Raw genomic sequence first — 23,252 nt, 5'->3', positions numbered from 1 at the left:
AACCTCGGGTTTGAGCGCGCCGTTTGGCGTTTTGATGATTTGATTTGCGCCGCCCGGCAAGCGCTAAATGGGGCGGCGCCTGCTGAAACAATGTGATAGCGAATGACGACAATGAAAATCACAGTTCCCTTTACATTCAATGGATTGGAAAAATAATCGCATGAATAGCACCGATAAACTCGATTCGCATACGCCGATGATGCAGCAGTACCTGCGCCTCAAGGCCCAGCATCCTGAAATCCTGCTGTTCTACCGCATGGGCGACTTCTACGAGCTGTTTTACGACGACGCCAAGCGCGCTTCCCAACTGCTGGATATTTCGCTGACCAAGCGCGGCGCCTCGGCGGGTGAACCGATCCCGATGGCCGGCGTGCCGCACCACGCGGTAGAGAACTACCTGGCCAAGCTGGTGCAGCTCGGCGAGTCCGTCGCCATCTGCGAGCAGATCGGCGATCCGGCCACCAGCAAAGGGCCGGTCGAACGCAAAGTGGTGCGTATCGTCACCCCCGGCACTATCACCGACGAAGCGCTGCTGCAAGAGCGTCAGGACAACCTGCTGGCGGCGATCTGGCAGGACGCGCGCGGCTTCGGCTACGCCACGCTGGACGTCAGCTCCGGCCGCTTCCGCGTCGCCGAGCCGCAGGATCTGGAAACCATGGCCGCCGAGCTGCAGCGCACCAATCCGGCCGAGCTGCTCTACCCGGAAACCTTCGAACAAATGGCGCTGATCGAACAGCGCCACGGCCTGCGCCGCCGCCCACTGTGGGAATTCGAGCTTGAGACCGCGCGTCAGCAGCTCAACCTGCAATTCGGTACCCGCGACTTGACCGGTTTCGGCGTCGAGCAGGCTCACCAGGCGCTGCGCGCCGCCGGCTGCCTGTTGCAGTACGTCAAAGATACCCAGCGCACTTCGCTGCCGCACATTCGCGGCCTCACCATGGAGCGCCAGCAGGACGGCATCATCATGGACGCCGCGACCCGCCGCAATCTGGAGCTGACGCAGAGCCTGTCCGGCGGCAGCGACAACACGCTGGCGGCGATCCTCGATCGTACGGTCACGCCGATGGGCAGCCGCATGCTGAAACGCTGGCTGCACATGCCGACCCGGGATATCAAGGTTCTCACCGCTCGCCAACAGGCGATCGGCGCATTGCAGGAGCTGTTTACCGATCTGCAGCCTTCGCTGCGTCAGGTGGGCGATCAGGAGCGAATTTTGGCGCGTCTGGCGCTGCGCACCGCCCGGCCGCGCGATCTGGCGCGCATGCGTCATGCTTTCCAGCAACTGCCGGACATCCGTGCGCTGCTGCAAGACGTGGACACCCCGCACGTGCAGCAGCTGCTGTCACAGGTGGGCCAGTTCGACGAGCTGCGTGAGCTGCTGGAACGCGCGGTCATTGAATCGCCGCCGGTGCTGGTACGCGACGGCGGCGTGATCGCCCCCGGGTACAACAGCGAGCTGGACGAGTGGCGCGCACTCGCCGACGGCGCCAGCGACTACCTCGACCGGCTGGAGATCCGCGAGCGTGAAAAGCTGGGGCTGGATACGCTCAAGGTCGGTTTTAACGGCGTACACGGCTACTACATTCAGGTCAGCCGCGGCCAAAGCCACCTGGTGCCGATCCACTATGTGCGCCGTCAGACGCTGAAAAATGCCGAGCGCTACATCATCCCGGAATTGAAAGAGTACGAAGACAAAGTGCTCACCTCCAAGGGTAAGGCGCTGGCGATCGAGAAAAGCCTGTACGACGAGCTGTTTGATCTGCTGCTGCCGCACCTGGCGGAACTGCAGCAAAGCGCCGCCGCACTGGCCGAGCTGGACGTGCTGGCCAATCTGGCCGAGCGCGCCGATACCCTGAACTACGCTTGCCCAACCATGAGTGAACAGCCGGGGATCCGCATTACCGAAGGCCGCCACCCGGTGGTAGAGCAGGTGCTGAGCGAGCCGTTTATCTCCAACCCGCTCACCCTGTCGCCACAGCGCCGCATGCTGATCATCACCGGCCCGAATATGGGCGGTAAAAGCACTTATATGCGGCAAACGGCGCTGATCGTGCTGATGGCGCACATCGGCAGTTACGTGCCGGCCACCAAGGCCACCATCGGCCCGGTGGATCGCATCTTCACCCGCGTCGGCGCGGCGGACGATCTGGCTTCCGGCCGCTCTACCTTCATGGTGGAGATGACCGAAACCGCCAACATCCTGCACAACGCCACCGAGCACAGCCTGGTGTTGATGGATGAAATCGGCCGCGGCACCTCCACCTACGACGGCCTGTCGCTGGCGTGGGCCTGCGCCGAGAATTTGGCTAACCGCATCAAGGCGATGACGCTGTTCGCCACCCACTACTTCGAGCTGACGACCCTGCCGGAGAAAATGGAAGGCGTGGTCAACGTGCACCTGGACGCGCTCGAACATGGCGACACCATTGCCTTCATGCACAGCGTGCAGGACGGTGCCGCCAGCAAAAGCTATGGCCTGGCGGTCGCCGCGCTGGCCGGCGTACCGCGCGACGTCATCAAGCGCGCCCGTCAGAAGCTGCGCGAGCTGGAGTCTATCTCCAGCCACACCGCCTCGGGCAGCGTCGATGCCACCCAGATGACGCTGCTGCAGGAAGAGACCTCGCCGGCGGTAGAAGCCCTGGAGGCACTGGATCCGGATTCCCTGTCGCCGCGCCAGGCGCTGGAATGGATCTACCGGCTGAAAAATATGGTGTAGTCTGGCGCCAAACGCGGACATAAAAAAACGGTGAGCATCATGCTCACCGTTTTTATTTGATGCGGTTCAACAACCGGCGTTATTCGCGGAACAGTGCCTCAATGCTCAGGCCCTGCATCTGCAGAATTTCACGCAGACGGCGCAGACCTTCAACCTGAATCTGACGGACGCGCTCGCGCGTCAGGCCAATCTCCCGGCCTACGTCTTCCAGCGTCGCCGCTTCATAGCCCAGCAGGCCGAAACGACGCGCCAACACTTCACGCTGTTTGGCGTTCAGTTCGAACAGCCATTTGACGATGCTTTGCTTCATATCGTCGTCTTGCGTGGTGTCTTCAGGCCCGTTGTCCTTCTCGTCGGCCAGAATGTCCAGCAGCGCTTTCTCCGAATCCCCGCCCAGCGGCGTATCCACCGAGGTGATGCGCTCATTCAGGCGCAGCATGCGGCTGACGTCATCCACCGGCTTGTCGAGTTGCTCGGCAATCTCTTCAGCGCTCGGTTCATGATCCAGCTTGTGGGAAAGCTCGCGCGCGGTGCGCAGATAGACATTCAGTTCTTTGACGATATGGATAGGCAAACGAATGGTACGGGTTTGGTTCATGATCGCCCGTTCAATCGTCTGACGGATCCACCAGGTTGCATAAGTGGAGAAGCGGAAACCGCGTTCCGGGTCGAATTTTTCCACTGCGCGAATCAGACCGAGGTTACCCTCTTCGATCAGATCCAGCAGCGCCAGACCGCGGTTGCTGTAGCGGCGGGCGATTTTCACCACCAGCCGCAGGTTGCTTTCAATCATGCGGCGGCGGGACGGCACGTCACCGCGCAGAGCACGCCGCGCAAAATAGACTTCTTCCTCTGCGGTCAGCAGAGGTGAATAACCGATCTCACCCAGATAGAGCTGCGTCGCATCCAATACGCGTTGCGTAACGCCTTGAGACAACAGCTCTTCTTCCGCTAAATCGTTCTCGCTGGCCTCTTCTTCTACCAGCGCTTTTTCATCAAACGACTCAGCCTCAGCTCCATTCTCGTCGAAATCCGCATCATCATGTAACTCGTTAACTTTCAGCGTATTTTGGCTCATATGCTGCTCCTACCCGTGATACCGCGAGCAGAATCTCAGCGTATTCTGCCCAATCTATCGCTGCGGAAGATAACGCAGCGGGTTTACGGATTTCCCCTTGTAACGAATTTCAAAATGCAAACGTACTGAACTGGTACCGGTGCTACCCATGGTGGCTATTTTTTGACCCGCCTTCACTTCTTGTTGTTCCCGGACCAGCATTGTGTCGTTATGAGCGTAGGCGCTCAGGTAATCATCATTGTGTTTGATGATGATTAGATTACCGTAACCCCGTAAAGCGTTGCCGGCATACACTACGCGGCCATCGGCGGTAGCGAAGATAGGCTGCCCACGGGAACCGGCGATATCGACGCCCTTATTCCCACCTTCTGATGAGGAAAAGTTATCAATAATCTTACCGTCAGTCGGCCATCTCCAGGTACTGACCGGAGAACTGTTGCTGACGGTGCTGCTCACGGGTGGAGCGGCTTCCGGTGCGGTAACAGGCGCAGTCGCGGTCCCAACCGCTGCGGCACCTGCTGCAGGTAACATCTTACCTACATTCTGTTTACCCGAGTTTTCAGAATACGCGTTAGTTGATTGAGAATCAACCGTTGCCGTCTGGATCTGGGAGCTGGAAGGTGGCTTCGGAACGCCGCCTTTGGTCGCGTCTGTCGTCGCCAGCATGCCGCCGCCGCCGTTGGCAGAACCATTACCAAGTTGAATGGTTTGGCCAACATTCAGGCTGTATGGCTCGGGAATATTGTTGCGCTGCGCCAGGTCGCGGAAATCGTTGCCGGTGATCCAAGCGATATAAAACAGCGTGTCGCCGCGCTTGACCGTATAGGTTTCACCGCCGCTGTAGCTCCCTTTAGGGATAGCGTTATAACTGCGGTTATAGACAATGCGGCCCTCGGGGCTGACCTGCTGCGCCCCGCCATTATTATTGCCGGATGGAACGGCACCGCCGCCACCCACGCTGCTGATAGGGGCCGACGTCGAGGCATTGTTCGTACAACCCGCCAACCACAAACTTACCATCGTACACACCGCTACCCGGCGTAACGTAATCATTGGGCTTCCCGTGCTCATGCTTCCCCCATGACAGCAATATCAGTGATATATCCAAAATACCCTTTACATCGTAGCCGAGCTTTTGCCACTTCCCAGTCCCTGCGATGTAAAGGCGCCGCCGGCCGATCCCTGAACGCCAGGTCATCTCCCGCCGGAGCATCAAAACGCGCGCCAATGCTAACCACATTGGCGTTGCCGCACCATAAGACAACTACGTAGAAAGGCCAATTCTAGTGAAAATTAGCCTGATTGGAACGAGAAAACCTTATCCGGACGTGATGAAAGTGCAACAGATTTTGCAGACGGTCGAAAAATCAGACAATCGCTAGGCCAATTCGCCTTTCACCAGCGGGACAAAGCGCACCGCTTCCACCGCATCGACAATGAACTCGTTGCCATGGCGTTGAATGCGTTTGAGGGTTTGGGCCTGCTCGCCCACCGGCAGCACCAAAATGCCGCCGTCGTCCAATTGTTCCACCAGCGCCTGCGGGATCTCCGGCGGCGCGGCGGTGACGATGATCGCATCGAACGGGCCACGCGACGCCCAGCCCTGCCAGCCGTCGCCGTGGCGGGTGGAAACATTATGAAGATCGAGCTGCTTCAGGCGGCGCTTGGCCTGCCACTGTAGCCCCTTGATGCGCTCGACGGAACAAACGTGTTGCACCAGATGTGCCAGGATAGCGGTCTGATAACCGGAACCGGTGCCGATCTCCAGCACCCGTGAAGTGGGCTTCAGATTCAGCAGCTCGGTCATCCGCGCCACCATATAAGGCTGGGAAATGGTCTGGCCGGAGCCGATCGGCAGCGCGGTGTTTTCGTAGGCCTTATGATCCAGCGCTTCGTCGACAAAACGCTCGCGCGGCACCGCTTCGATCGCCCGCAGCAGCTTTTCGTCCCGGATCCCCTGCTGCCGCAGCTGCGTCAGCAATGTTTGCATACGCTTGTTCACCATTCCCCGCTAACCTCTGCCTTGGTTAACCATGTTTTCACGACTTCCTGCGCCACGTAGGCAGTCAAATCCACCTGCAGCGGCGTGATCGCCACATAGCCTTGTTCCACCGCCGCAAAGTCGGTATCCGGCCCGACATCAAATTTATCACCAGGCGGCCCGATCCAGTAGAGATTTTGTCCGCGCGGATCCTGCTGGCAGAATACCTTGTCGGCGGGATGGCGGCTGCCGCAGCGGGTAACGCGCAGGCCTTTAATCTCCGCCAGGGGCAGATCCGGTACGTTGATATTCAGGATTTTTCCGGTACGCAACGGCTCACGCCGCAACGCGCGCAGGATACGGCAAGTAATGGCAGCGGCGGTCGCATAGTGCTGGTGGCCGTTCAACGACACCGCCAACGCGGGCAGCCCCAGATGCCGGCCCTCCATCGCCGCTGCGACGGTGCCGGAATAGATGACATCGTCGCCCAAATTCGGCCCGGCGTTGATGCCGGAGACCACGATATCCGGTGCCGGGTGCATCAGTGCGTTGACGCCAAGATAGACACAGTCGGTCGGCGTCCCCTGCAGCACCGCAATATCGCCGTTGGCCAGCGTCTGCGTGCGCAGCGGCGATTCCAGCGTCAGAGCATTGGAAGAGCCGCTGCGGTTACGATCCGGCGCCACGACCTGCACCTCGGCGAATTCCCGCAGCGCCGCCGCCAGCACCTGAATGCCCGGAGCGCTGACGCCGTCATCGTTACTCAGCAATATCCGCATCACTGTCATCCTGCTGCATGATCTCGCGAACTACGCTGGTGGCGAAGCTGCCTGCCGGCAGCCAGAAGCGCAGTTCCACGGTAACGTCATCCCACCAGTTCCACAGCATATTTTGCGGCTGCAACAGCAGGGCCCGACGAGCGGGTTCGACACGCTCGCGCTTTAAAAGCGTAAGCAATTCCGGCTGCTCCGCCAAGCATTGTTGTTCAAATGCCAACGCATCGCCGGCAGTACCCGGCTCGCCGTCGCCCGGCAACGCCGCGGTGACAACCAGCTCGCCGGCATCCAAGCGCTGTTGCAGCGTCTCCAGCTCATCGGCTTTGGCGACAAACCAGCTGCCGCGGCCCCTCAGCTGCAGGGCGTCACCTTCCAGCACGGTGCGCTGCAGGCCGTCGGCCAGACGCCTGCTCGCGACCTGATTAAACAGCGCGCTGCGGTTGGCGGACAGGTAGAAACTGCGCTTGCTGCGCTCTTTGACGCGAATTTCGTCATTCGCCCAGCGGCGCGCCATCACCAGGTTGTTGCCGCCGCGGCCGAAACGCTGGCTGCCAAAGTAGTTCGGCACGCCCTGCACGGCGATAGCCTGCAGGCGGCGTTCCACGTCCTGCCGGTCGGAAATCTGGCGCAGCACCAACGTAAAGTGGTTGCCCTTCAGGTTGCCGATGCGCATTTTACGCAGATGGCGGGCGTACGAGAGCACCTCGCAGCCTTCCAGCGTAAACCGGGAGAAGTCCGGCGTGTCCTTACCCGGCATATGCAGGCAGAACCACTGCTCGGTCACCGCGTGGCGATCCTTCAAGCCGGCATAGCTGACGGAACGGGCGTGAATACCGGCGAAGCGCGCCAGGTAATCGGCCACGAACTGGGTATTGCAGCCGTTTTTACGGATGTTAACCAGGACGTGCTCGCCTTCACCGTCCGGCGCAAAGCCCAGGTCTTCAACCACCACAAAATCTTCCGGATTGGCTTTCAACACCCCGGTGCTCTGCGGCCGGCCATGCAGCCAGGTCAGATTCGCCATATCCATGCGGTTATTCCTTGATCAGCAAGGCGACCGCTTCGCAGGCGATGCCCTCGCCGCGCCCGGTGAAACCGAGCTGCTCGGTGGTGGTGGCCTTCACGTTGACGTCATCCATATGGCACTGCAGATCTTCCGCCAGGAAGACGCGCATCTGCGGGATGTGCGGCGCCATTTTCGGCGCCTGAGCGATGATGGTGATATCGAGGTTGCCGAGGCGGTATCCTTTGGCGCGGATGCGTTTCCAGGCTTCGCGCAGCAGCTCGCGGCTGTCGGCGCCTTTGAACGCCGGATCGGTATCGGGGAACAGCTTGCCGATATCGCCCAGCGCCGCCGCGCCCAGCAGGGCGTCGGTCGCGGCATGCAGCGCGACGTCGCCGTCGGAGTGGGCCAGCAAACCTTTGTCGTAAGGGATGCGAACGCCACCGATCACCAACGGGCCTTCGCCGCCGAATTTATGTACGTCAAAACCGTGACCGATACGCATGGTGCGCTCCTTAATTGTCCAACTGAGTCAAATAGAACGCCGCCAGCGCCAAATCCTCCGGCCGCGTTACTTTAATGTTGTCCGCCCGGCCGGCGATCAGCTGCGGATGATAACCGCAATGCTCCAGCGCCGAGGCTTCGTCGGTGACGTTCGCACCTTCATCCAGCGCGCGCTGCAGGCACTGCTTGAGCAGCGGCAGCGGAAACAGCTGCGGCGTCAGCGCGTGCCACAGATCCTGGCGTTCGACGGTGTGAGCGATGGTTTCGCGGCCGGGTTCGGCGCGTTTCATGGTGTCGCGCACCGGTGCGGCGAGAATGCCGCCGACCTTGCTGTGTGCGGTGATCGCCAGCAGGCGCTCGAGATCGTCGGCGTGCAGGCAGGGGCGTGCAGCGTCGTGCACCAGTACCCAGTCCGCATCGCCCGCCAGTTTAAGCCCGGCCATCACCGAATCGGCGCGCTGTTTGCCGCCCTCAGTGACGATCACCCGCGGATCCTGGGCGATCGGCAACTGTTCGAACTGGCGATCTTCGGGGCCGATCGCCACGATCACCCGCTCAATGCGCGGATGACGCAACAGGGCGTGGATGGCGTGCTCGACGATGCTGTGCCGGCCGATGGTTAAATATTGCTTCGGGCATTCCGCCTGCATGCGGCTGCCGATACCGGCAGCGGGCAGGACGGCAATCACCGAAGGAAAGGTGCCTGCGGAGTGATTCATGCGTTATTTTTGTGCGTTATTTTGCGAGGAAGACGCCGCGTTGCGTCTGGATTGGTCAGGAACCAGACGATAGAAAGTCTCACCGGGCTTGATCATACCCAGCTCATTACGCGCTCGCTCTTCGATCGCTTCCTGACCGCCGTTCAAATCATCGATTTCGGCAAACAGCTGATCGTTACGCGCTTTCAACTTGGCGTTGTTGCCCTGCTGGACCGCAACGTCTTCATTGACTCGCACGTAATCGTGAATACCATTTTTGCCCAGCCACAGTGAATACTGTAACCAACCGAGCAATGCCAGCAATAGCAGCGTAAGTTTTCCCATCTCCGCCCCCTGAAAAACCGACCAATCATCCCACAACTTTTCGTTGGACTCCACACTGAGAGCGGCATTTCAACGCCAAATTCAGAATACGGATGAAGGGTTACCGAGTTTACCGCCTAATTCCGCGGCGAAAGCGGCAAAAAAAGCCCCTTACACCGGATGCGCACGACGTGTTTTCCAATGAGGCACACACTGCCCTTCACCTATTATGCAGCAAGAACCACTGCCTCCCCGCTTTCTGCCCCATCGCTTACTCCGTCGCAACGCAAAAAGTGAATATTTAACACCATACAAATAATATTCCTTATGCAGGGCTTGTACTTTTATTCATTGAGACTTATTTTTATGCATTACTAGTGCATAAATAATTCCAATATATAACCTTTCATTATCGGGGATCGCGATGTTAAAACGTTTAGTTCTGATCGGCGCCTGCCTGGCCGCCACCTTCTCCACCGCCGCGTTGGCGGCTGAACCTACCTACGTCGTCGGTTCCGGCGGCACCTATCGGCCGTTCGAATTTGAAAACAGCCAAAAACAGCTGGAAGGTTTCGACATCGACATCATCAAAGCGGTGGCCAAGGCCGAAGGCTTCCAGATCAAACTGATCAATACGCCGTGGGAGGGGATCTTCGCCACGTTGAATTCCGGCGATCGCGACATCATCATTTCCGGCATCACCATCACCGACAAGCGCAAACAAATGGTTGATTTCTCGGCGCCTTACTTCCCGGCCGAGCAGGCTATCGTGGTGCCGCAGGACTCGACGGTAAACTCCATCGCCGCGCTGAAAGCGCTGAAGGTCGGCGTGGTGAACTCCAGCACCGGCGACATCGTGGTGTCCGACGTACTGGGCAAAAACAGCACCGCCATCAAGCGCTTCGACAATACGCCGCTGATGCTGCAGGAGCTGTATGAAGACGGCATCGGCGCGGCGGTCGGCGACGTCGGCGTGGCCAAGTTCTATATCAAAACCCACCCTGAGAAAGCCTTCAAGCTGGTGCCCGACGCCAAGTTCGAGCGCCAGTATTTCGGCATCGCCGTCGCCAAAGGCAACGATGAGTTGCGTAACAAGATCAACGCCGGCCTGAAGAAAATCGTCGCCGACGGCATCTACGCCAAGATTTACCAAACCTGGTTCGACAGCAACGTACCGACGCTGCCGGCGGAATAATGCCCTGTCGCCGGCGCCCGCCAGGCCGTCGGCGCCCCCTGTTTCAGCCTACCAAGAAGGAATACCCTTTGAACTTCCGCTGGGAGATCATCCAGGAATACGCGCCGCTGTTTATGGAAGGCGCCTGGATGACCATCAAATGCACCATTATCTGCGTACTGCTCGGCACCACCTGGGGATTGATCCTCGGGCTGGGCCGTTTGGCGCAGGCGCCGCACGGCATCTGGAAACCCATCCTGCATTACGGCGTTCAGTGGCCGGTGCGCATTTACATCAGCGCCTTTCGCGGCACGCCGCTGTTCGTGCAAATCATGGTGGTGCACTTCGCGCTGGTACCGCTGTTCATCAACCCACGCGACGGCCTGTTGGTCACCAGCGGCCTGATGAGCGTCGATTTTGCCCGCGCGCTGCGCGCCGACTACGGTGCCTTTCTCTCCTGCGTAGTGGCGATCACGCTCAACGCCGGCGCCTATGTATCGGAGATCTTCCGCGCCGGGATCCAATCGATCGATCGCGGCCAGATGGAGGCCTCGCGCTCGCTGGGCATGAGCTACGGCAAGACCATGCGCCAGGTGATCCTGCCGCAGGCCTTCCGCCGTATGCTGCCACCGCTGGGCAACAACGCCATCGCCATCGTCAAGGATTCGTCGCTGGCCTCCGCCATCGGCCTGGCGGATCTGGCCTATGCCGCCCGCACCGTCTCCGGCGCCTACGCCACCTATTGGGAGCCCTACCTGACCATTTCGCTGGTCTATTGGGTCATCACCTTCCTGCTCTCGCTGTTAGTCCAACACATGGAAAAGAGGTTCGGTAAAAGTGATTCGCGTACATAACCTGCAAAAACAGTTCGGCGAGAGCCACGTGCTGCGCGGCATTTCCTGCCGGATCGCCGCCAACGAAGTGGTGTGCGTCATCGGCCCTTCCGGCTCGGGTAAAAGCACCTTCCTGCGCTGCATCAACGCGCTGGAAACGCTCTCCGGCGGCGAGATCGAGGTCAACGGCTTCGCCGTCCACGATCAAAAAACCGACCTGAACAAGATGCGTGAAAGCGTGGGTATGGTGTTCCAGCGCTTCAACCTGTTCCCGCACATGACGGTGTTGGAAAACATCATCATGGCACCGGTGAGCGTGAAGAAACGGCCGCGCGCCGAAGCCATCGCGCAAGCCGAGCAGCTGCTGCACAAGGTCGGGCTGCTCGACAAGATAGACGCCTACCCCAACAGCCTATCCGGCGGCCAGCAGCAGCGGGTAGCGATCGCCCGCGCGCTGGCGATGGAGCCGAAGATCATGCTGTTCGACGAACCCACCTCCGCGCTCGATCCGGAGCTGGTGGGCGAAGTGTTGGCGGTGATGAAATCGCTGGCACACGAGGGCATGACCATGGTGGTGGTCACGCATGAGATGGGCTTTGCCCGCGAGGTGGCCGATCGGGTGCTGTTTATCGATCAGGGGATCATTCAGGAGGAAGGTGCGCCGCAGCAGATCTTCAGCCATCCGGCCAATCCGCGCACACAGGCGTTTCTGAGCAAAGTTTTGTAACCTTCGGCACCGCTTTGCAATCCTTCGGGCGCCGGCAGCGGCGCCCGCTCTCTCACCACCCGGTCAAGAAGCTGAACACCAGCCAGAACAGGCACAGCACGATGGCGCCGGTCAGCAGCAGCGTCAGGATCAGACGCCCGCGCAACAGCATGCTGAGGGTGATGCCGATCAGCACCGACAGCGGCATCAGCGCCAGGAAGAACGGCCAGGTATAGAGCAGGAAAAACAGCGTGTTGGAACCGTAAACCAGGAACGGCAACGCGAACGCCAGCCAGTAGAAAACAAAGCCGCTGACGCCGCCCAGGAAAGAATAAGAAGGCTCCTCTCTCTCCTGTTTTGACTGCTTGGAGTCGATCAAGATAGGCGTGACATTTTGCATAGTGATCCCTGGTTATTCGGCTCGCTCTGCGGCGGCTTAGAGTAAAAAGCGCATGGCGAAAAACGCCACACGCTTTTTTTGAATTCAGGGTTTGATAATAGCCTGACCACGCAACACGTCTAACAATTGCGCAATCAAATTTGTTACCAATTGTTGGCCATCAAGGTGGATTTCCGGCTGCTGCGGCGCCTCGTAAACCGCGTCGATACCGGTGAAATTGCGCAGCTCGCCGGCGCGCGCTTTTTTATACAATCCCTTCGGATCGCGCTCCTCGCAGATCGCCAACGGCGTGTCGACGAACACCTCGATAAAGCGATCGTCGCCGAGCATTTCGCGCACCATCTGCCGCTCGGCGCGGTGCGGCGAAATGAACGCGGTCAGCACCACCAGCCCGGCATCCACCATCAGTTTGGCCACTTCCCCCACCCGGCGGATGTTCTCGCGCCGATCCTCGTCAGAGAAGCCGAGATCGCGGCACAGGCCGTGGCGCACGTTATCGCCGTCCAGCAGATAGGTGCTGACGCCGAGCCCGTGCAGCGCCTGCTCCAGCGCGCCGGCGACGGTGGATTTGCCCGAGCCGGACAGCCCGGTAAACCACAGCACCACGCCGCGATGGCCGTTGCGCGCTTCGCGATCCGCGCGCGTCACCGCGTGCGGATGCCAAACCACGTTCTCATCGTCCGGCCCGGTCGCCCTCAGTTCGGCGGCCACCTTATCGACCACCGAGCAGATCGCGTGCGCCCCAGTGCGGGAAGTGCTTGCGCACCAGCGCATTCAGCTCCAGCTCGAAGGCGCTGAACTCACCGTGCGCCGCCGGGGTGGCCTGCAGCGTTTCGCGCACCAGACCGGCGCCTACCGTGACGTTGCTCATGCGATCGATGAAGATCAGCCCGCCGGTGTCGTGATTGCTCTGATAGCTGTCCAGCACCAGCGGTTCGTCGAAGGTCAGCTCCACCAGACCGATGCCGTTAAGCGGCAACGTGTCTGCCGGGTGCTGCGCCAGCGTATTGATCTCCACCTGATGGCGGATGCTCTCCACGCGGGCGCGGGTCTTTTTACCGGCGATCTTGATGTCGTAGCTCTGGCCCGGCACCAGCGGCTGTTCGGCCATCCATACCACGTCCACCAGCGCGCTCTGCGCCGCCTGCAGGCTTTCGCCGGCGTCGACCAGCAGATCGCCGCGGCTGATGTCCACCTCATCCTTCAGCACCAGCGTAATCGCCTCGCTCGGCACCGCCTCTTGCAGATCGCCGTCGAAGGTCACGATGCGCGCCACGCTGGACTCCACACCGGAAGGCAGCACTTTGACCCGTTGCCCCACCCGCACCACGCCGGCGGAAAGCGTGCCGGCATAGCCGCGAAAATCGAGGTTCGGGCGGTTGACGTACTGCACCGGGAAGCGCAGCGGCTGGTTTTCTCGCTCGCTGACCACGTCAACGCTCTCCAGCACTTCCAGCAGCGTCGGGCCGCTGTACCACGGCATATGGGCGCTTTCGCTCGCCACGTTGTCGCCGTCCAGCGCCGACAGCGGCACGAATTTGATATCCAGATCGCCTGGCAGCTGCTGGGCAAAGGTCAGGTAATCCTGTTTGAACTGCTCGAACACCGTTTCCTGGTAGTCCACCAGATCCATTTTGTTCACCGCCACCACCAGATGGCGAATGCCCAGCAGGGTTGCGATAAAACTGTGGCGACGAGTCTGGTCCAGCACCCCTTTGCGCGCGTCGATCAACAGGATCGCCAGATCGCAGGTGGAGGCGCCGGTGGCCATGTTGCGGGTGTACTGCTCATGCCCTGGGGTATCGGCGATGATAAATTTGCGTTTTTCGGTCGAGAAATAGCGATAGGCCACGTCGATGGTGATGCCCTGTTCGCGCTCGGCCTGCAGGCCGTCCACCAGCAGCGCCAGATCGAGCTTCTCGCCCTGGGTGCCGATGCGTTTGCTGTCGCTGTGCAGCGTCGACAGCTGATCCTCGTAGATCTGGCGGGTATCGTGCAGCAGGCGACCGATCAGGGTGCTTTTGCCGTCGTCGACGCTGCCGCAGGTCAGAAAGCGCAGCAGGCTCTTGTGTTGCTGCGCGTGCAGGTAGGATTCGACGCCGCCCTGGTCAGCGATTTGTTGTGCGATTGCGTTGTTCATCCGGCGGCTCCTTAGAAATACCCTTGACGCTTTTTCAGCTCCATCGAGCCGGACTGATCGCGGTCGATCATCCGCCCCTGGCGTTCACTGGTGGTGGAGACCAGCATCTCTTCGATGATCTCCGGCAGGGTTTGCGCCTGCGAATCCACTGCGCCGGTCAGTGGCCAGCACCCCAATGTGCGGAAACGCACCATGCGCTGGCTGATCACTTCGCCCGGCTGCAAATCGATGCGATCGTCGTCCACCATCATCAGCATGCCGTCGCGTTCCACCACCGGGCGCGGTTTCGCCAGGTACAGCGGCACGATGTCGATCTTTTCCAGGAAGATGTACTGCCAGATGTCCAGCTCGGTCCAGTTCGACAGTGGGAAGACGCGGATGCTCTCCCCTTTGTTGATCTGGCCGTTGTAGTTGTGCCACAGCTCCGGCCGCTGGTTTTTCGGATCCCAGCGGTGGAAGCGATCGCGGAACGAATAGATGCGCTCTTTGGCGCGCGATTTCTCCTCGTCGCGCCGCGCACCGCCGAAGGCGGCGTCGAAACCGTACTTGTTCAACGCCTGCTTCAGGCCCTCGGTCTTCATGATGTCGGTATGCTTGGCGCTGCCGTGCACGAACGGGTTGATGCCCATCGCCACCCCTTCCGGATTTTTATGCACCAGCAGCTCGAAGCCGTACTCTTTCGCGGTGCGATCGCGGAACTCGTACATTTCGCGGAACTTCCAGCCGGTATCGACGTGCAGCAGCGGGAACGGCAGCGTGCCGGGGAAGAACGCCTTGCGCGCCAAATGCAGCATCACGGAAGAGTCTTTGCCGATGGAGTAAAGCATCACCGGGTTGGCGAATTCAGCGGCGACTTCACGGATGATATGGATACTCTCCGCCTCCAATTGCCGCAAATGAGTGAGTCGTTTTTCGTCCATAACAGGTCCTTAAAAGCCTTGCCTATGCCAAATTCACGACGGCCGGGCGCGCGGCCCCTTCCGTCTGCGATTGATGCCCGAACCAGGCGATTTGATGGTGCAGTTCCACCACTTCGCCAATCACCAGCAGCGCCGGCAGCGGCGCCCGTTGGGCCAGATGTTCCAGTTGATCCAGCGTGCCGATCTGCACCTGCTGATCGGCGCGCGTGCCGCGACTGATCACCGCCACCGGCGTATCGGCAGCGCGGCCGTGGGCGATCAGGCGTTGGCTGATGTCCGCCGCCTTCATGGTGCCCATGTAGATAGCCAGCGTCTGCCGCGCCCGGGCCAGATCGGCCCAGTCCAGGCCATCGCCGTCGGGGCGGCAGTGGCCGGTGATAAAGGTCACGCTCTGCGCGTGGTCGCGGTGCGTCAGCGGAATGCCGGCGTAGGCGGTCGCCCCCGCAGCGGCCGTGACGCCCGGCACCACCTGGAACGGAATGCCGGCGGCGGCGGCTACCTGCAGCTCTTCGCCGCCCCGGCCAAAGATGAACGGGTCGCCGCCCTTGAGGCGCACCACGCGTTTGCCCTGCTGCGCCAGCTCCACCAACAGCCGGTTGGTCTCTTCCTGGATCACCGAGTGCGCGCCGGCGCGCTTGCCCACGCAGATGCGCTCGGCGTCGCGGCGCACCAGATCGAGGATCTCGCCGCTGACCAGATGGTCATACAGCACCACGTCCGCCTGCTGCATCACCTGCAGCCCGCGCAGGGTCAGCAGCCCCACGTCGCCCGGCCCGGCGCCCACCAAGGCTATCTCACCCTGCGCGCCTTCATCGCCTGCGGCGAAGCTTTGCAAATCCTGCTCAAGCTGCCGCTCCGCCTGCGCCGTCTGGCCGTTGGCCACCAGCGTGGCGAAACGGCCGCCGAAGGTTTTCTCCCAGAAACGGCGACGCTCGCCGATCGAGGCCAGCCGCTGTTTGACCTGGCCGCGCCAGCGGCCCGCCACCTGCGCCATCTGCCCCAAACTGGCGGGCAGCAGCGCCTCCAGCTTTTCGCGCAGCAACCGCGCCAGCACCGGCGCCTGGCCGCTGGACGATACGGCCACCACCAGCGGCGAGCGATCGATGATCGATGGGAAGATAAACGAGCAGCGAGGCTGGTCGTCCACCACGTTGGCCAACACCCGGCGTTTATCCGCTTCGGCGAACACCGCGGCGTTCAGCGCGTTGTCGTCCGTGGCGGCGATCGCCAGAAACACGTCGTCCAGCTGCGGCGGGTCAAAGGTTTTCCCCAGCCAGAGCAGTTGCCCTCGCTGACGTTGTAGTTCCAGTTCCGGTGAGAGCGACTGCGCAACTATCCGTATTTCAGCCCCGGCGCGCTGAAGCAGATCGACTTTGCGCGCAGCCACGTCACCGCCGCCAACGACCAGCACCGGACGTTGTTTCAGATCGGCGAATATTGGTAGATAGTCCACAACAGCCTTTTCATATAACAGAAAGATAGTGTGACTATACGGGCTGAGATTTAGCCTCTGAAATGACGAAAAGGAATGATTAGTTCCTTTATGGAATATAGGCCGCAACGCCAGAGGCAAACGGTGATAACTGCGGCGGCGGTTTGCGCATTCGCGCGAAAATTAAGAGACGGGGAAATTGTGTAATGCCGCCCGGCGTCTCATACTGGGTGCCGCAGAAAAATGATCGGCAGCGCCGATAGCAAAGAAGGATTTTTCGGTATGTTTTCCCGTTTTTACCTGAAGACCAGCCTGCTGGCCCTCGCACTCGGCGGCGTCTTCAGCGTTTGTGCCGCACAGCCCGCAAAAGACGCGCCAATGGGCCGTTTCGCCGCCGAACAGACCCGCCACATCGCCACTTACTTCCCCGGCCGCATGACGGGCAGCCCGGCCGAATTGCTCACCGCCGACTACCTGAAGCAGCAGTTCAGCAAGATGGGTTACCAAAGCGACATTCGCAGCGTCAACACGCGCTATCTCTACACCAGCAAAGACGGCAAGAAGAACTGGAACAACGTCACCGCCAGCTCGGTGATCGCCGCCCGCAACGGCGACAGTCCGAAACAGATAGTGATCGTCGCCCACTTCGACACCTACACGCCGCAGAGCGACGAAGATCTGGATAACAACCTCGGCGGCCTGACGCTGCAGGGCGTCGACGACAACGCCTCCGGCATCGGCGTAATGCTGGAACTGGCGGAGCGCCTGAAGAGCATCCCCACCGCCTACGGCTTGCGCTTCGTCGCCACCAGCGCCGAAGAGCTCGGCTCGCTGGGTGCACAGAACTACCTGCAGCGCATGAGCGCGGAAGAGAAAAGCAACACCGTGCTGGTGATCAACCTCGACAGCCTGATCACCGGCGATCGTCTGTACTTCAACGCCGGGCGCAACACGCCGTCGCAGATGGCGAAACGCTCCCGCGATCGCGCGCTGGATATCGCCCATCGCTACGGCATCGCCGCCGCCAGCAATCCGGGCAGCACACAGCATCCGAAGGGCACCGGCTGCTGCTCCGATCAAGAGGTGTTCGATGCGGCGGGCATCCCGGTGCTGTCGGTGGAGGCCACCAACTGGTCGCTGGGCGACAAGGACGGCTACCAGCAGCGCGCCGTCAGCCCGCACTTCCCGCAGGGCATCACCTGGCACCGCCCGCAGTATGACAACCTGCAGTACCTGGATCGCTACCTGCCGGGGCGGATCGACAAACGCAGCCGCGACAGCGTGCAGATCCTGCTGCCGCTGATCAAAGAGCTGGCGCAGGCGCACCCGCCGAAAGCACAGAAGAAAAAGTAGCCCGCAAAAAAACAGGGCCCAGCATTGCTGAGCCCTGTCGTGTGATTCGCCTCGTTTAGCCTTCGTGCAGGCCGCACTCGCGCTTCAGCCCGAAGAAACGCGTCTCTTCCTCGCTCATACCCGGTTCCCACTTCTGGGTGGTGTGGGTATCGCCTACTGACAGGTAGCCCTGCTCCCACAGCGGGTGATAGCTCAGCCCGTGCTCGGTCAGATACTGGTAAATCTTGCGGTTGTCCCAGTCGATGATCGGCAAGATCTTGAACACCCCGCGCTGCACCGCCAGCACCGGCAGATTGGCGCGGCTGCCGGACTGCTCGCGCCGCAGGCCGGCGAACCAGCTCTGTGCCCCCAGCGTCTCCAGCGCGCGGTTCATCGGCTCAACCTTGTTGATCTGATTGTACTTTTCAATCCCTTCCACGCCCTGTTCCCACAGTTTGCCATAGCGCGCCTCTTGCCAGGCGGGAGACTGTTCGGCGCGGAACACCTGCAGATTCAGCTTCAGCTGGTCGGTCAGTTGATCGATAAAGCGGTAGGTTTCCGGGAACAGGTAACCGGTGTCGGTCAGGATCACCGGGATATCCGGCCGGATGCGTGTCACCAGGTGCAAACATACCGCCGCCTGAATGCCGAAACTGGACGAGAGTACGAACTCGCCGGGCAGATGCTCCAGCGCCCATGCAACGCGCTGTTCGGCGCTGAGGGTCTCCAGTTGGCCGTTGACCACCGCCAATGCCAGCGCCTGCCCGGATTTGGGCAACGCGTTCAGCGCCGCCAGATCGAATTCAGCCATGTTGTCTCTCCTGCTACTTGAAATTACCTGTGCGGCCCCTCTGCCCAGGGGCCGCCCGGCCTCACTCCCAGAAATCCCGCGCCGGATCCAGCACCGGTTTGACGATGCCCGCACGAACGGTGAAGTCGCCGAAGCCTTCGCCGGCGTTGCGCTCCTTCGCCCAGCGCCCCACCAACAGGTCGATCTCGCTCAGGATCTCGTCTTCGTTGATGTTCTCGCGGTACATACGCGGAATGCGCGTGCCTTCGCGGTTGCCACCCAAATGCAGGTTATAGCGGCCGACCGCCTTGCCCACCAGCCCCAGCTCCGCCAGCAGCGCGCGGCCGCAGCCGTTCGGGCAGCCGGTGATGCGCAGCACGATATGCTCGTCGCCCACCCCGTGCCGATGCATGATCCCTTCCACCTTGGTGACGAACTGCGGCAGAAAGCGCTCAGCCTCCGCCATCGCCAACGGGCAGGTCGGGAACGATACGCAGGCCATCGAGTTCTTGCGTTGCTCGCTGATCTCATCGTCGATCAGGCCATGATCGCGCGCCAGGGCCTCGATCTTCGCCTTCTCGCTTTCCGGCACGCCGGCAATGATCACGTTTTGGTTCGCCGTCAGACGGAAGTCGCCTTTATGGATCTTGGCGATCTCCGCCATACCGGTCTTCAGCGGGCGCCCCGGATAGTCCAGCAGGCGGCCGTTCTCGATAAACAGCGTCAGGTGCCACTGATCGTCGATGCCCTTCACCCAACCGATGCGATCGCCGCGGCCGGTGAATTCATACGGCCGGATCGGCGCGAAGGTGATGCCGGCGCGCTTTTCCACTTCGGCGCGGAAAACGTCCACCCCGACGCGCTCCAGCGTGTATTTGGTTTTGGCGTTCTTACGATCGGTGCGGTTGCCCCAGTCGCGCTGCGTGGTCACTACGGCCTCCGCGACCGCCAGCGTATGTTCGAGCGGAATGTAGCCGAACTCGCTGGCCTGGCGCGCATAGGTTTTCTTGTTGCCGTGCTCGATGGACAATCCGCCGCCCACCAGCAGGTTGAAGCCTACCAGTTTGCCGTTTTCGGCGATCGCCACGAAGTTCATGTCGTTGGCGTGCAGATCGACGTCGTTCTGCGGCGGGATCACCACCGTGGTTTTGAACTTACGCGGTAGGTAGGTCGGCCCCAGAATCGGCTCTTCGTCGGTGGTGGCCACCTTCTCCTGATCCAGCCACACCTCAGCGTAGGCGCGGGTGCGCGGCAGCAGGTGTTCGGAGATCTTCTTCGCCCACTCGTAGGCTTCCTGATGCAGCTCGGACTCCACCGGGTTGGAGGTGCACAGCACGTTGCGGTTCACGTCGTTGGCGGTCGCCAGCGCGTCCAGCCCCAGGCGGTTCAGCAGCTGGTGCACCGGTTTGACGTTGCCTTTCAGAATGCCGTGAAACTGGAACGTCTGGCGGTTGGTGATGCGAATGCTGCCGTACAGCGTGCTCTCCTGCGCAAACTTGTCGATGCCCAGCCACTGCTGCGGGCTGATGATGCCGCCCGGCAGGCGGCAGCGCAGCATCATGGCGTGGCGCGGCTCCAGCTTCTGCTCGGCGCGTTCGGCGCGAATGTCGCGGTCGTCCTGCTGATACATGCCGTGAAAACGGATCAGCAGGAAGTTGTCGCCGTTGAAGCCGCCGGTCAGGCCGTCGTTCAAATCTTCGGCGATGGTGCCGCGCAGGAAGTGGCTCTCCTTCTTCATGCGCTCCGCATCGGCCAGTTTGCCTTCGACTACCAAAGGCCCGGGGTGTTTATCACTCATCAGTAAACATCTCGCTGATAACGGCGCTCAAGGCGCAGCTCACTTAAAAATTCATCCGCCTGCTCGGTATCCATGCCACCGTGCTCGGCCACCAGTTCCAGTAATGTGTTTTCCACGTCTTTCGCCATGCGATTGGCATCGCCGCAGACGTAAATGTGCGCGCCTTCCTGAATCCAGCGCCACACTTCCGCGCCCTGTTCGCGCAGTTTGTCTTGTACGTATATTTTATGTTGTTGGTCGCGGGACCAGGCCAGATCGATGCGGGTCAAAAGACCGTCTTTCACGTAGCGCTGCCATTCGACCTGATACAGGAAGTCTTCGGTAAAGTGCGGGTTGCCGAAGAACAGCCAGTTTTTGCCGCCGGCGCCGTCGGCGTCGCGCTGCTGCATAAAGGCGCGGAACGGCGCGATGCCGGTGCCTGGGCCGATCATGATCACCGGCGCTTCCGGATTGGCCGGCAGGCGGAAGTTGTCGTTGTGCTCGATAAACACCCGCACGTCGCCGTCTTCCTCCAGGCGATCAGCCAGGAAACCGGAGGCGCCGCCGCTGCGGGCACGCCCGTCGATGTCGTAACGCACCACACCCACGGTGATATGCACTTCGCTTTCGTTCTCCGCCTGTGAAGAGGCGATGGAGTACAGGCGCGGCGTCAACGGACGCAGCAGACCGACCAGCTGTTCGGCGCTCAGATCCGCCGGCGCCTGACGCACCATGTCGACGATCGGCGTGTTGTGCGCGTACTGCTGCAGCGCGGCTTTATCCGCCAACAGGCCGATCAACTTTTCATCGCGCGACAGCGCGGCGTATTTATCGACGATCGGCGTGGTGTTCTGCGTTAGTTCGAAATGGCTGCGCAGCGCCTGCGCCAGCGGCAGGGTCTGCCCTTCCACCTCGACCGGTTCGTCGCCTTTCAGCCACAACAGTTGCACCAGTTCGTCCACCAGCGCCGGATCGTTGTCAAACCATACGCCGAGCGCGTCGCCTGGCTGATAGCGCAGGCCGGAGTCGCCCAGATCGATTTCGATATGGCGTACGTCTTTATCCGACGCGCGGCCGGTAATTTTCTGGTTGACCGCCAGCTGGGCGGTGAGCGGCTGTTCCTTGCTGTACGGGCTGCTGTCGAGCAGATCGACCGCGCCGCTGGCCAACACGCCCGGCGCGGCGCTTTCCGCCGGCGCGCGCGCCTTCAGCACCGACACCACCTGTTTGCGCCAGGCGGCGGCCAGTTCCTGATACTCCACGTCGGCGTCCACGCGCTCCACCAGGCGCTCGGCGCCCAGCTCGGCCAGCTTGCCGTCGAAATCTTTACCTGACTGGCAGAAATTCTCATAAGAGGTGTCGCCCAGCCCGAACACCGCAAAAGCGGTATCATTCAGCTTCGGCGCCTTCTTCGAGAACAGGAATTTATGCAGCGCCACCGCTTCTTCCGCCGGTTCGCCCTCCCCCTGCGTGGAGGCGACGATCACCAGCAGGCGCTCTTGGGCTATCTGCTTGAACTTGTAGTCGCCGGCGCTGATCAGCGTGGCGCTCAGATTGGCGGCCAGCAGATCGTCGCGCAGCTGCTCCGCCAGGCGGCGCGCATTGCCGGTCTGCGAAGCGGAAATGATGGTGATGCCGGCGGCAGCCGCAGGGGCGACAGGCGCAATGGCCACGGCTCCGGGCTGTTGATTGACCATGCCCCAAAAATAGCCGGACAGCCACGCCAGCTGCGTCGGCGAATAGTCGCCGATCGTCGCCTGCAGGCGCGCCAGCTGTTCGGGCGTCAGCGGGAGCAAAGATGTTGGAGGAGCCTGAGTCGTCATTGCTGTACTTATTTCCTATACTTAGCGCCTTTCCTGCCAGGCGCGCGCCAGTGTCAGTCGCTGTCTCTTCGCTGCGTCGGGTGTGCGGAAAAGATCAGGAGAGTTTGTAAGGTTACCGAGCAGAATAGCAACGATTAAATAAGGGATAGCAATAAATCATAACCAAAATGACTAAGCTGTTTTTCTGGTAAGGGATAACGCTTAAACCGTTAAACAAAGTTTTTTATCCAGATGAAATTAAAACGCTTTTTTTCATCATTTTTTCACCGTTCAACATTTCGACTCATTACCCCAGCCGATAGGTGCCGCAAACACCAAACAAAAAAAGTGTTAACCGCGCGCGGTTGTCGTGGCGCTAGACCATAACGGTATAAATGGCAAGCAGACGCGCTTTCCGGTACTATGCGGCGGTTTTTGAGTCAATGAGGCCGTAATAATGGCAACCACGCTGTTTAAAGATTTTCAGTTTGAAGCCGCACACCGTTTGCCGCACGTGCCGGAGGGCCATAAATGCGGCCGCCTGCATGGGCATTCGTTTATGGTGCGTCTGGAAGTGACCGGTGAAGTGGACCCCCACACCGGTTGGGTGATGGATTTCGCCGAGCTCAAGGCTGTGTTTTCCCCGATCTGGGAGCGGTTGGATCACCATTATCTGAACGATATTCCAGGATTGGAAAATCCCACCAGCGAAGTGCTCGCCGCCTGGATTTGGCAGCAGCTCAAGCCCCAGTTGCCGGAACTGACTGCGGTGATGGTGAAAGAGACCTGTACCGCGGGATGCGTATATAAAGGTTAAAAGAAAGGGCGCCGCAATGAACTGCGCCCCATAAGTTGGACGATGTAAA

General features: G+C 60.6%; 22 protein-coding genes. 6 read left to right on the top strand and 16 right to left on the bottom strand.

All coding sequences use genetic code 11. The features are described from left to right. The first annotated feature begins 160 nt into the window (after positions 1–160). The gene (mutS, locus tag HMPREF3138_RS08900) at positions 161–2,716 is read left to right on the top strand and encodes a DNA mismatch repair protein MutS (RefSeq protein ID WP_038883263.1); all 2,556 of its coding nucleotides are present in this window, start codon (positions 161–163) and stop codon (positions 2,714–2,716) included. Positions 2,717–2,795: 79 nt separating this feature from the next. Here the strand turns inward: mutS and rpoS are convergent, their stop codons facing one another. The 8 genes from rpoS to ftsB form a co-directional block, all read right to left on the bottom strand. Next, the gene (gene rpoS / locus HMPREF3138_RS08895; protein WP_019455119.1) at positions 2,796–3,794 is read right to left on the bottom strand and encodes an RNA polymerase sigma factor RpoS; all 999 of its coding nucleotides are present in this window, start codon (positions 3,792–3,794) and stop codon (positions 2,796–2,798) included. 54 nt (positions 3,795–3,848) lie between these two features. Further along, positions 3,849–4,847, bottom strand: a complete 999-nt coding sequence (nlpD, locus tag HMPREF3138_RS08890) for a murein hydrolase activator NlpD (RefSeq protein WP_038871876.1) — start codon at positions 4,845–4,847, stop codon at positions 3,849–3,851. 325 nt (positions 4,848–5,172) lie between these two features. After that, a complete protein-coding gene (locus HMPREF3138_RS08885; RefSeq protein ID WP_038871879.1) occupies positions 5,173–5,799 on the bottom strand; it encodes a protein-L-isoaspartate(D-aspartate) O-methyltransferase in 627 nt (208 codons plus the stop codon). Beyond that, a complete protein-coding gene (gene surE / locus HMPREF3138_RS08880) occupies positions 5,793–6,554 on the bottom strand; it encodes a 5'/3'-nucleotidase SurE (protein ID WP_038871882.1) in 762 nt (253 codons plus the stop codon). The genes HMPREF3138_RS08885 and surE overlap by 7 nt, the downstream gene beginning before the upstream one ends. Beyond that, positions 6,535–7,581 carry a tRNA pseudouridine(13) synthase TruD gene (gene truD / locus HMPREF3138_RS08875; RefSeq protein WP_038871885.1) on the bottom strand — a complete coding sequence of 349 codons (1,047 nt, stop codon included), beginning with the start codon at positions 7,579–7,581 and terminating at the stop codon, positions 6,535–6,537. Before truD ends, surE begins: the two co-directional genes overlap by 20 nt. Before the next feature lie 4 nt (positions 7,582–7,585). Next, positions 7,586–8,059 carry a 2-C-methyl-D-erythritol 2,4-cyclodiphosphate synthase gene (gene ispF, locus HMPREF3138_RS08870; RefSeq protein WP_004932594.1) on the bottom strand — a complete coding sequence of 158 codons (474 nt, stop codon included), beginning with the start codon at positions 8,057–8,059 and terminating at the stop codon, positions 7,586–7,588. Between the two features lie 10 nt (positions 8,060–8,069). Next, on the bottom strand, positions 8,070–8,777 hold the full coding sequence (ispD, locus tag HMPREF3138_RS08865; RefSeq protein WP_038871888.1) for a 2-C-methyl-D-erythritol 4-phosphate cytidylyltransferase: 708 nt from the start codon (positions 8,775–8,777) through the stop codon (positions 8,070–8,072). A gap of 3 nt (positions 8,778–8,780) precedes the next feature. Next, positions 8,781–9,101 (bottom strand): cell division protein FtsB, encoded by a 321-nt coding sequence (gene ftsB, locus HMPREF3138_RS08860; protein WP_016929043.1) that lies wholly within the window; start codon positions 9,099–9,101, stop codon positions 8,781–8,783. A gap of 403 nt (positions 9,102–9,504) precedes the next feature. On the opposite strand from ftsB, the gene HMPREF3138_RS08855 reads away from it, so the two are divergent. From HMPREF3138_RS08855 to HMPREF3138_RS08845, 3 genes are all read left to right on the top strand, one after another. Continuing rightward, positions 9,505–10,275, top strand: a complete 771-nt coding sequence (locus tag HMPREF3138_RS08855; RefSeq protein ID WP_038871891.1) for a basic amino acid ABC transporter substrate-binding protein — start codon at positions 9,505–9,507, stop codon at positions 10,273–10,275. Between the two features lie 113 nt (positions 10,276–10,388). Continuing rightward, positions 10,389–11,108, top strand: coding sequence for an amino acid ABC transporter permease (locus tag HMPREF3138_RS08850; protein ID WP_042706788.1), 720 nt, complete (start codon positions 10,389–10,391; stop codon positions 11,106–11,108). Continuing rightward, entirely contained in the window at positions 11,092–11,814 is a 723-nt protein-coding gene (locus HMPREF3138_RS08845) for an amino acid ABC transporter ATP-binding protein (RefSeq protein ID WP_038871895.1), read from the top strand. The genes HMPREF3138_RS08850 and HMPREF3138_RS08845 overlap by 17 nt, the downstream gene beginning before the upstream one ends. A gap of 52 nt (positions 11,815–11,866) precedes the next feature. Here HMPREF3138_RS08845 and HMPREF3138_RS08840 read toward each other — a convergent pair whose 3' ends face one another. The 5 genes from HMPREF3138_RS08840 to cysG all read right to left on the bottom strand — a co-directional run bounded on the left by HMPREF3138_RS08840 (position 11,867) and on the right by cysG (position 16,706). Continuing rightward, positions 11,867–12,193, bottom strand: coding sequence for a DUF3561 family protein (locus tag HMPREF3138_RS08840; RefSeq protein ID WP_004932611.1), 327 nt, complete (start codon positions 12,191–12,193; stop codon positions 11,867–11,869). 84 nt (positions 12,194–12,277) lie between these two features. Continuing rightward, positions 12,278–12,967: an adenylyl-sulfate kinase gene (gene cysC / locus HMPREF3138_RS08835; RefSeq protein ID WP_083301472.1), complete on the bottom strand. Its 690-nt coding sequence runs from the start codon at positions 12,965–12,967 to the stop codon at positions 12,278–12,280. Beyond that, the gene (gene cysN, locus HMPREF3138_RS08830) at positions 12,906–14,333 is read right to left on the bottom strand and encodes a sulfate adenylyltransferase subunit CysN (protein WP_038871902.1); all 1,428 of its coding nucleotides are present in this window, start codon (positions 14,331–14,333) and stop codon (positions 12,906–12,908) included. Before cysN ends, cysC begins: the two co-directional genes overlap by 62 nt. An 11-nt stretch (positions 14,334–14,344) precedes the next feature. Continuing rightward, entirely contained in the window at positions 14,345–15,253 is a 909-nt protein-coding gene (gene cysD, locus HMPREF3138_RS08825) for a sulfate adenylyltransferase subunit CysD (RefSeq protein ID WP_004932620.1), read from the bottom strand. Between the two features lie 22 nt (positions 15,254–15,275). Further along, positions 15,276–16,706, bottom strand: coding sequence for a siroheme synthase CysG (cysG, locus tag HMPREF3138_RS08820; RefSeq protein ID WP_038871905.1), 1,431 nt, complete (start codon positions 16,704–16,706; stop codon positions 15,276–15,278). A 261-nt stretch (positions 16,707–16,967) separates the two neighbouring features. Between cysG and HMPREF3138_RS08815 the strand changes: the two genes are divergently transcribed. Next, complete coding sequence (locus tag HMPREF3138_RS08815) at positions 16,968–18,038, top strand: aminopeptidase (RefSeq protein ID WP_038871915.1); 1,071 nt, start codon at positions 16,968–16,970, stop codon at positions 18,036–18,038. A gap of 55 nt (positions 18,039–18,093) precedes the next feature. Here HMPREF3138_RS08815 and HMPREF3138_RS08810 read toward each other — a convergent pair whose 3' ends face one another. The 3 genes from HMPREF3138_RS08810 to cysJ all read right to left on the bottom strand — a co-directional run bounded on the left by HMPREF3138_RS08810 (position 18,094) and on the right by cysJ (position 22,407). Continuing rightward, positions 18,094–18,828, bottom strand: coding sequence for a phosphoadenylyl-sulfate reductase (locus tag HMPREF3138_RS08810; protein ID WP_016929052.1), 735 nt, complete (start codon positions 18,826–18,828; stop codon positions 18,094–18,096). A gap of 61 nt (positions 18,829–18,889) precedes the next feature. Next, positions 18,890–20,605 (bottom strand): assimilatory sulfite reductase (NADPH) hemoprotein subunit, encoded by a 1,716-nt coding sequence (gene cysI / locus HMPREF3138_RS08805; protein WP_038871907.1) that lies wholly within the window; start codon positions 20,603–20,605, stop codon positions 18,890–18,892. Continuing rightward, a complete protein-coding gene (gene cysJ / locus HMPREF3138_RS08800; protein ID WP_038871910.1) occupies positions 20,605–22,407 on the bottom strand; it encodes an NADPH-dependent assimilatory sulfite reductase flavoprotein subunit in 1,803 nt (600 codons plus the stop codon). Before cysJ ends, cysI begins: the two co-directional genes overlap by 1 nt. A 436-nt stretch (positions 22,408–22,843) precedes the next feature. Here cysJ and queD point away from each other — a divergent pair, with 436 nt between their 5' ends. Further along, entirely contained in the window at positions 22,844–23,203 is a 360-nt protein-coding gene (gene queD / locus HMPREF3138_RS08795; RefSeq protein ID WP_004932638.1) for a 6-carboxytetrahydropterin synthase QueD, read from the top strand. Positions 23,204–23,252: the final 49 nt, after the last annotated feature.

It is taken from the genome of Serratia sp. HMSC15F11 (genome assembly GCF_001808215.1).
Lineage (GTDB): Bacteria > Pseudomonadota > Gammaproteobacteria > Enterobacterales > Enterobacteriaceae > Serratia > Serratia nevei.
The sequence above is the reverse complement of the archived record's forward strand: the minus strand, read 5'-3'. Positions and strand labels throughout refer to the sequence as shown.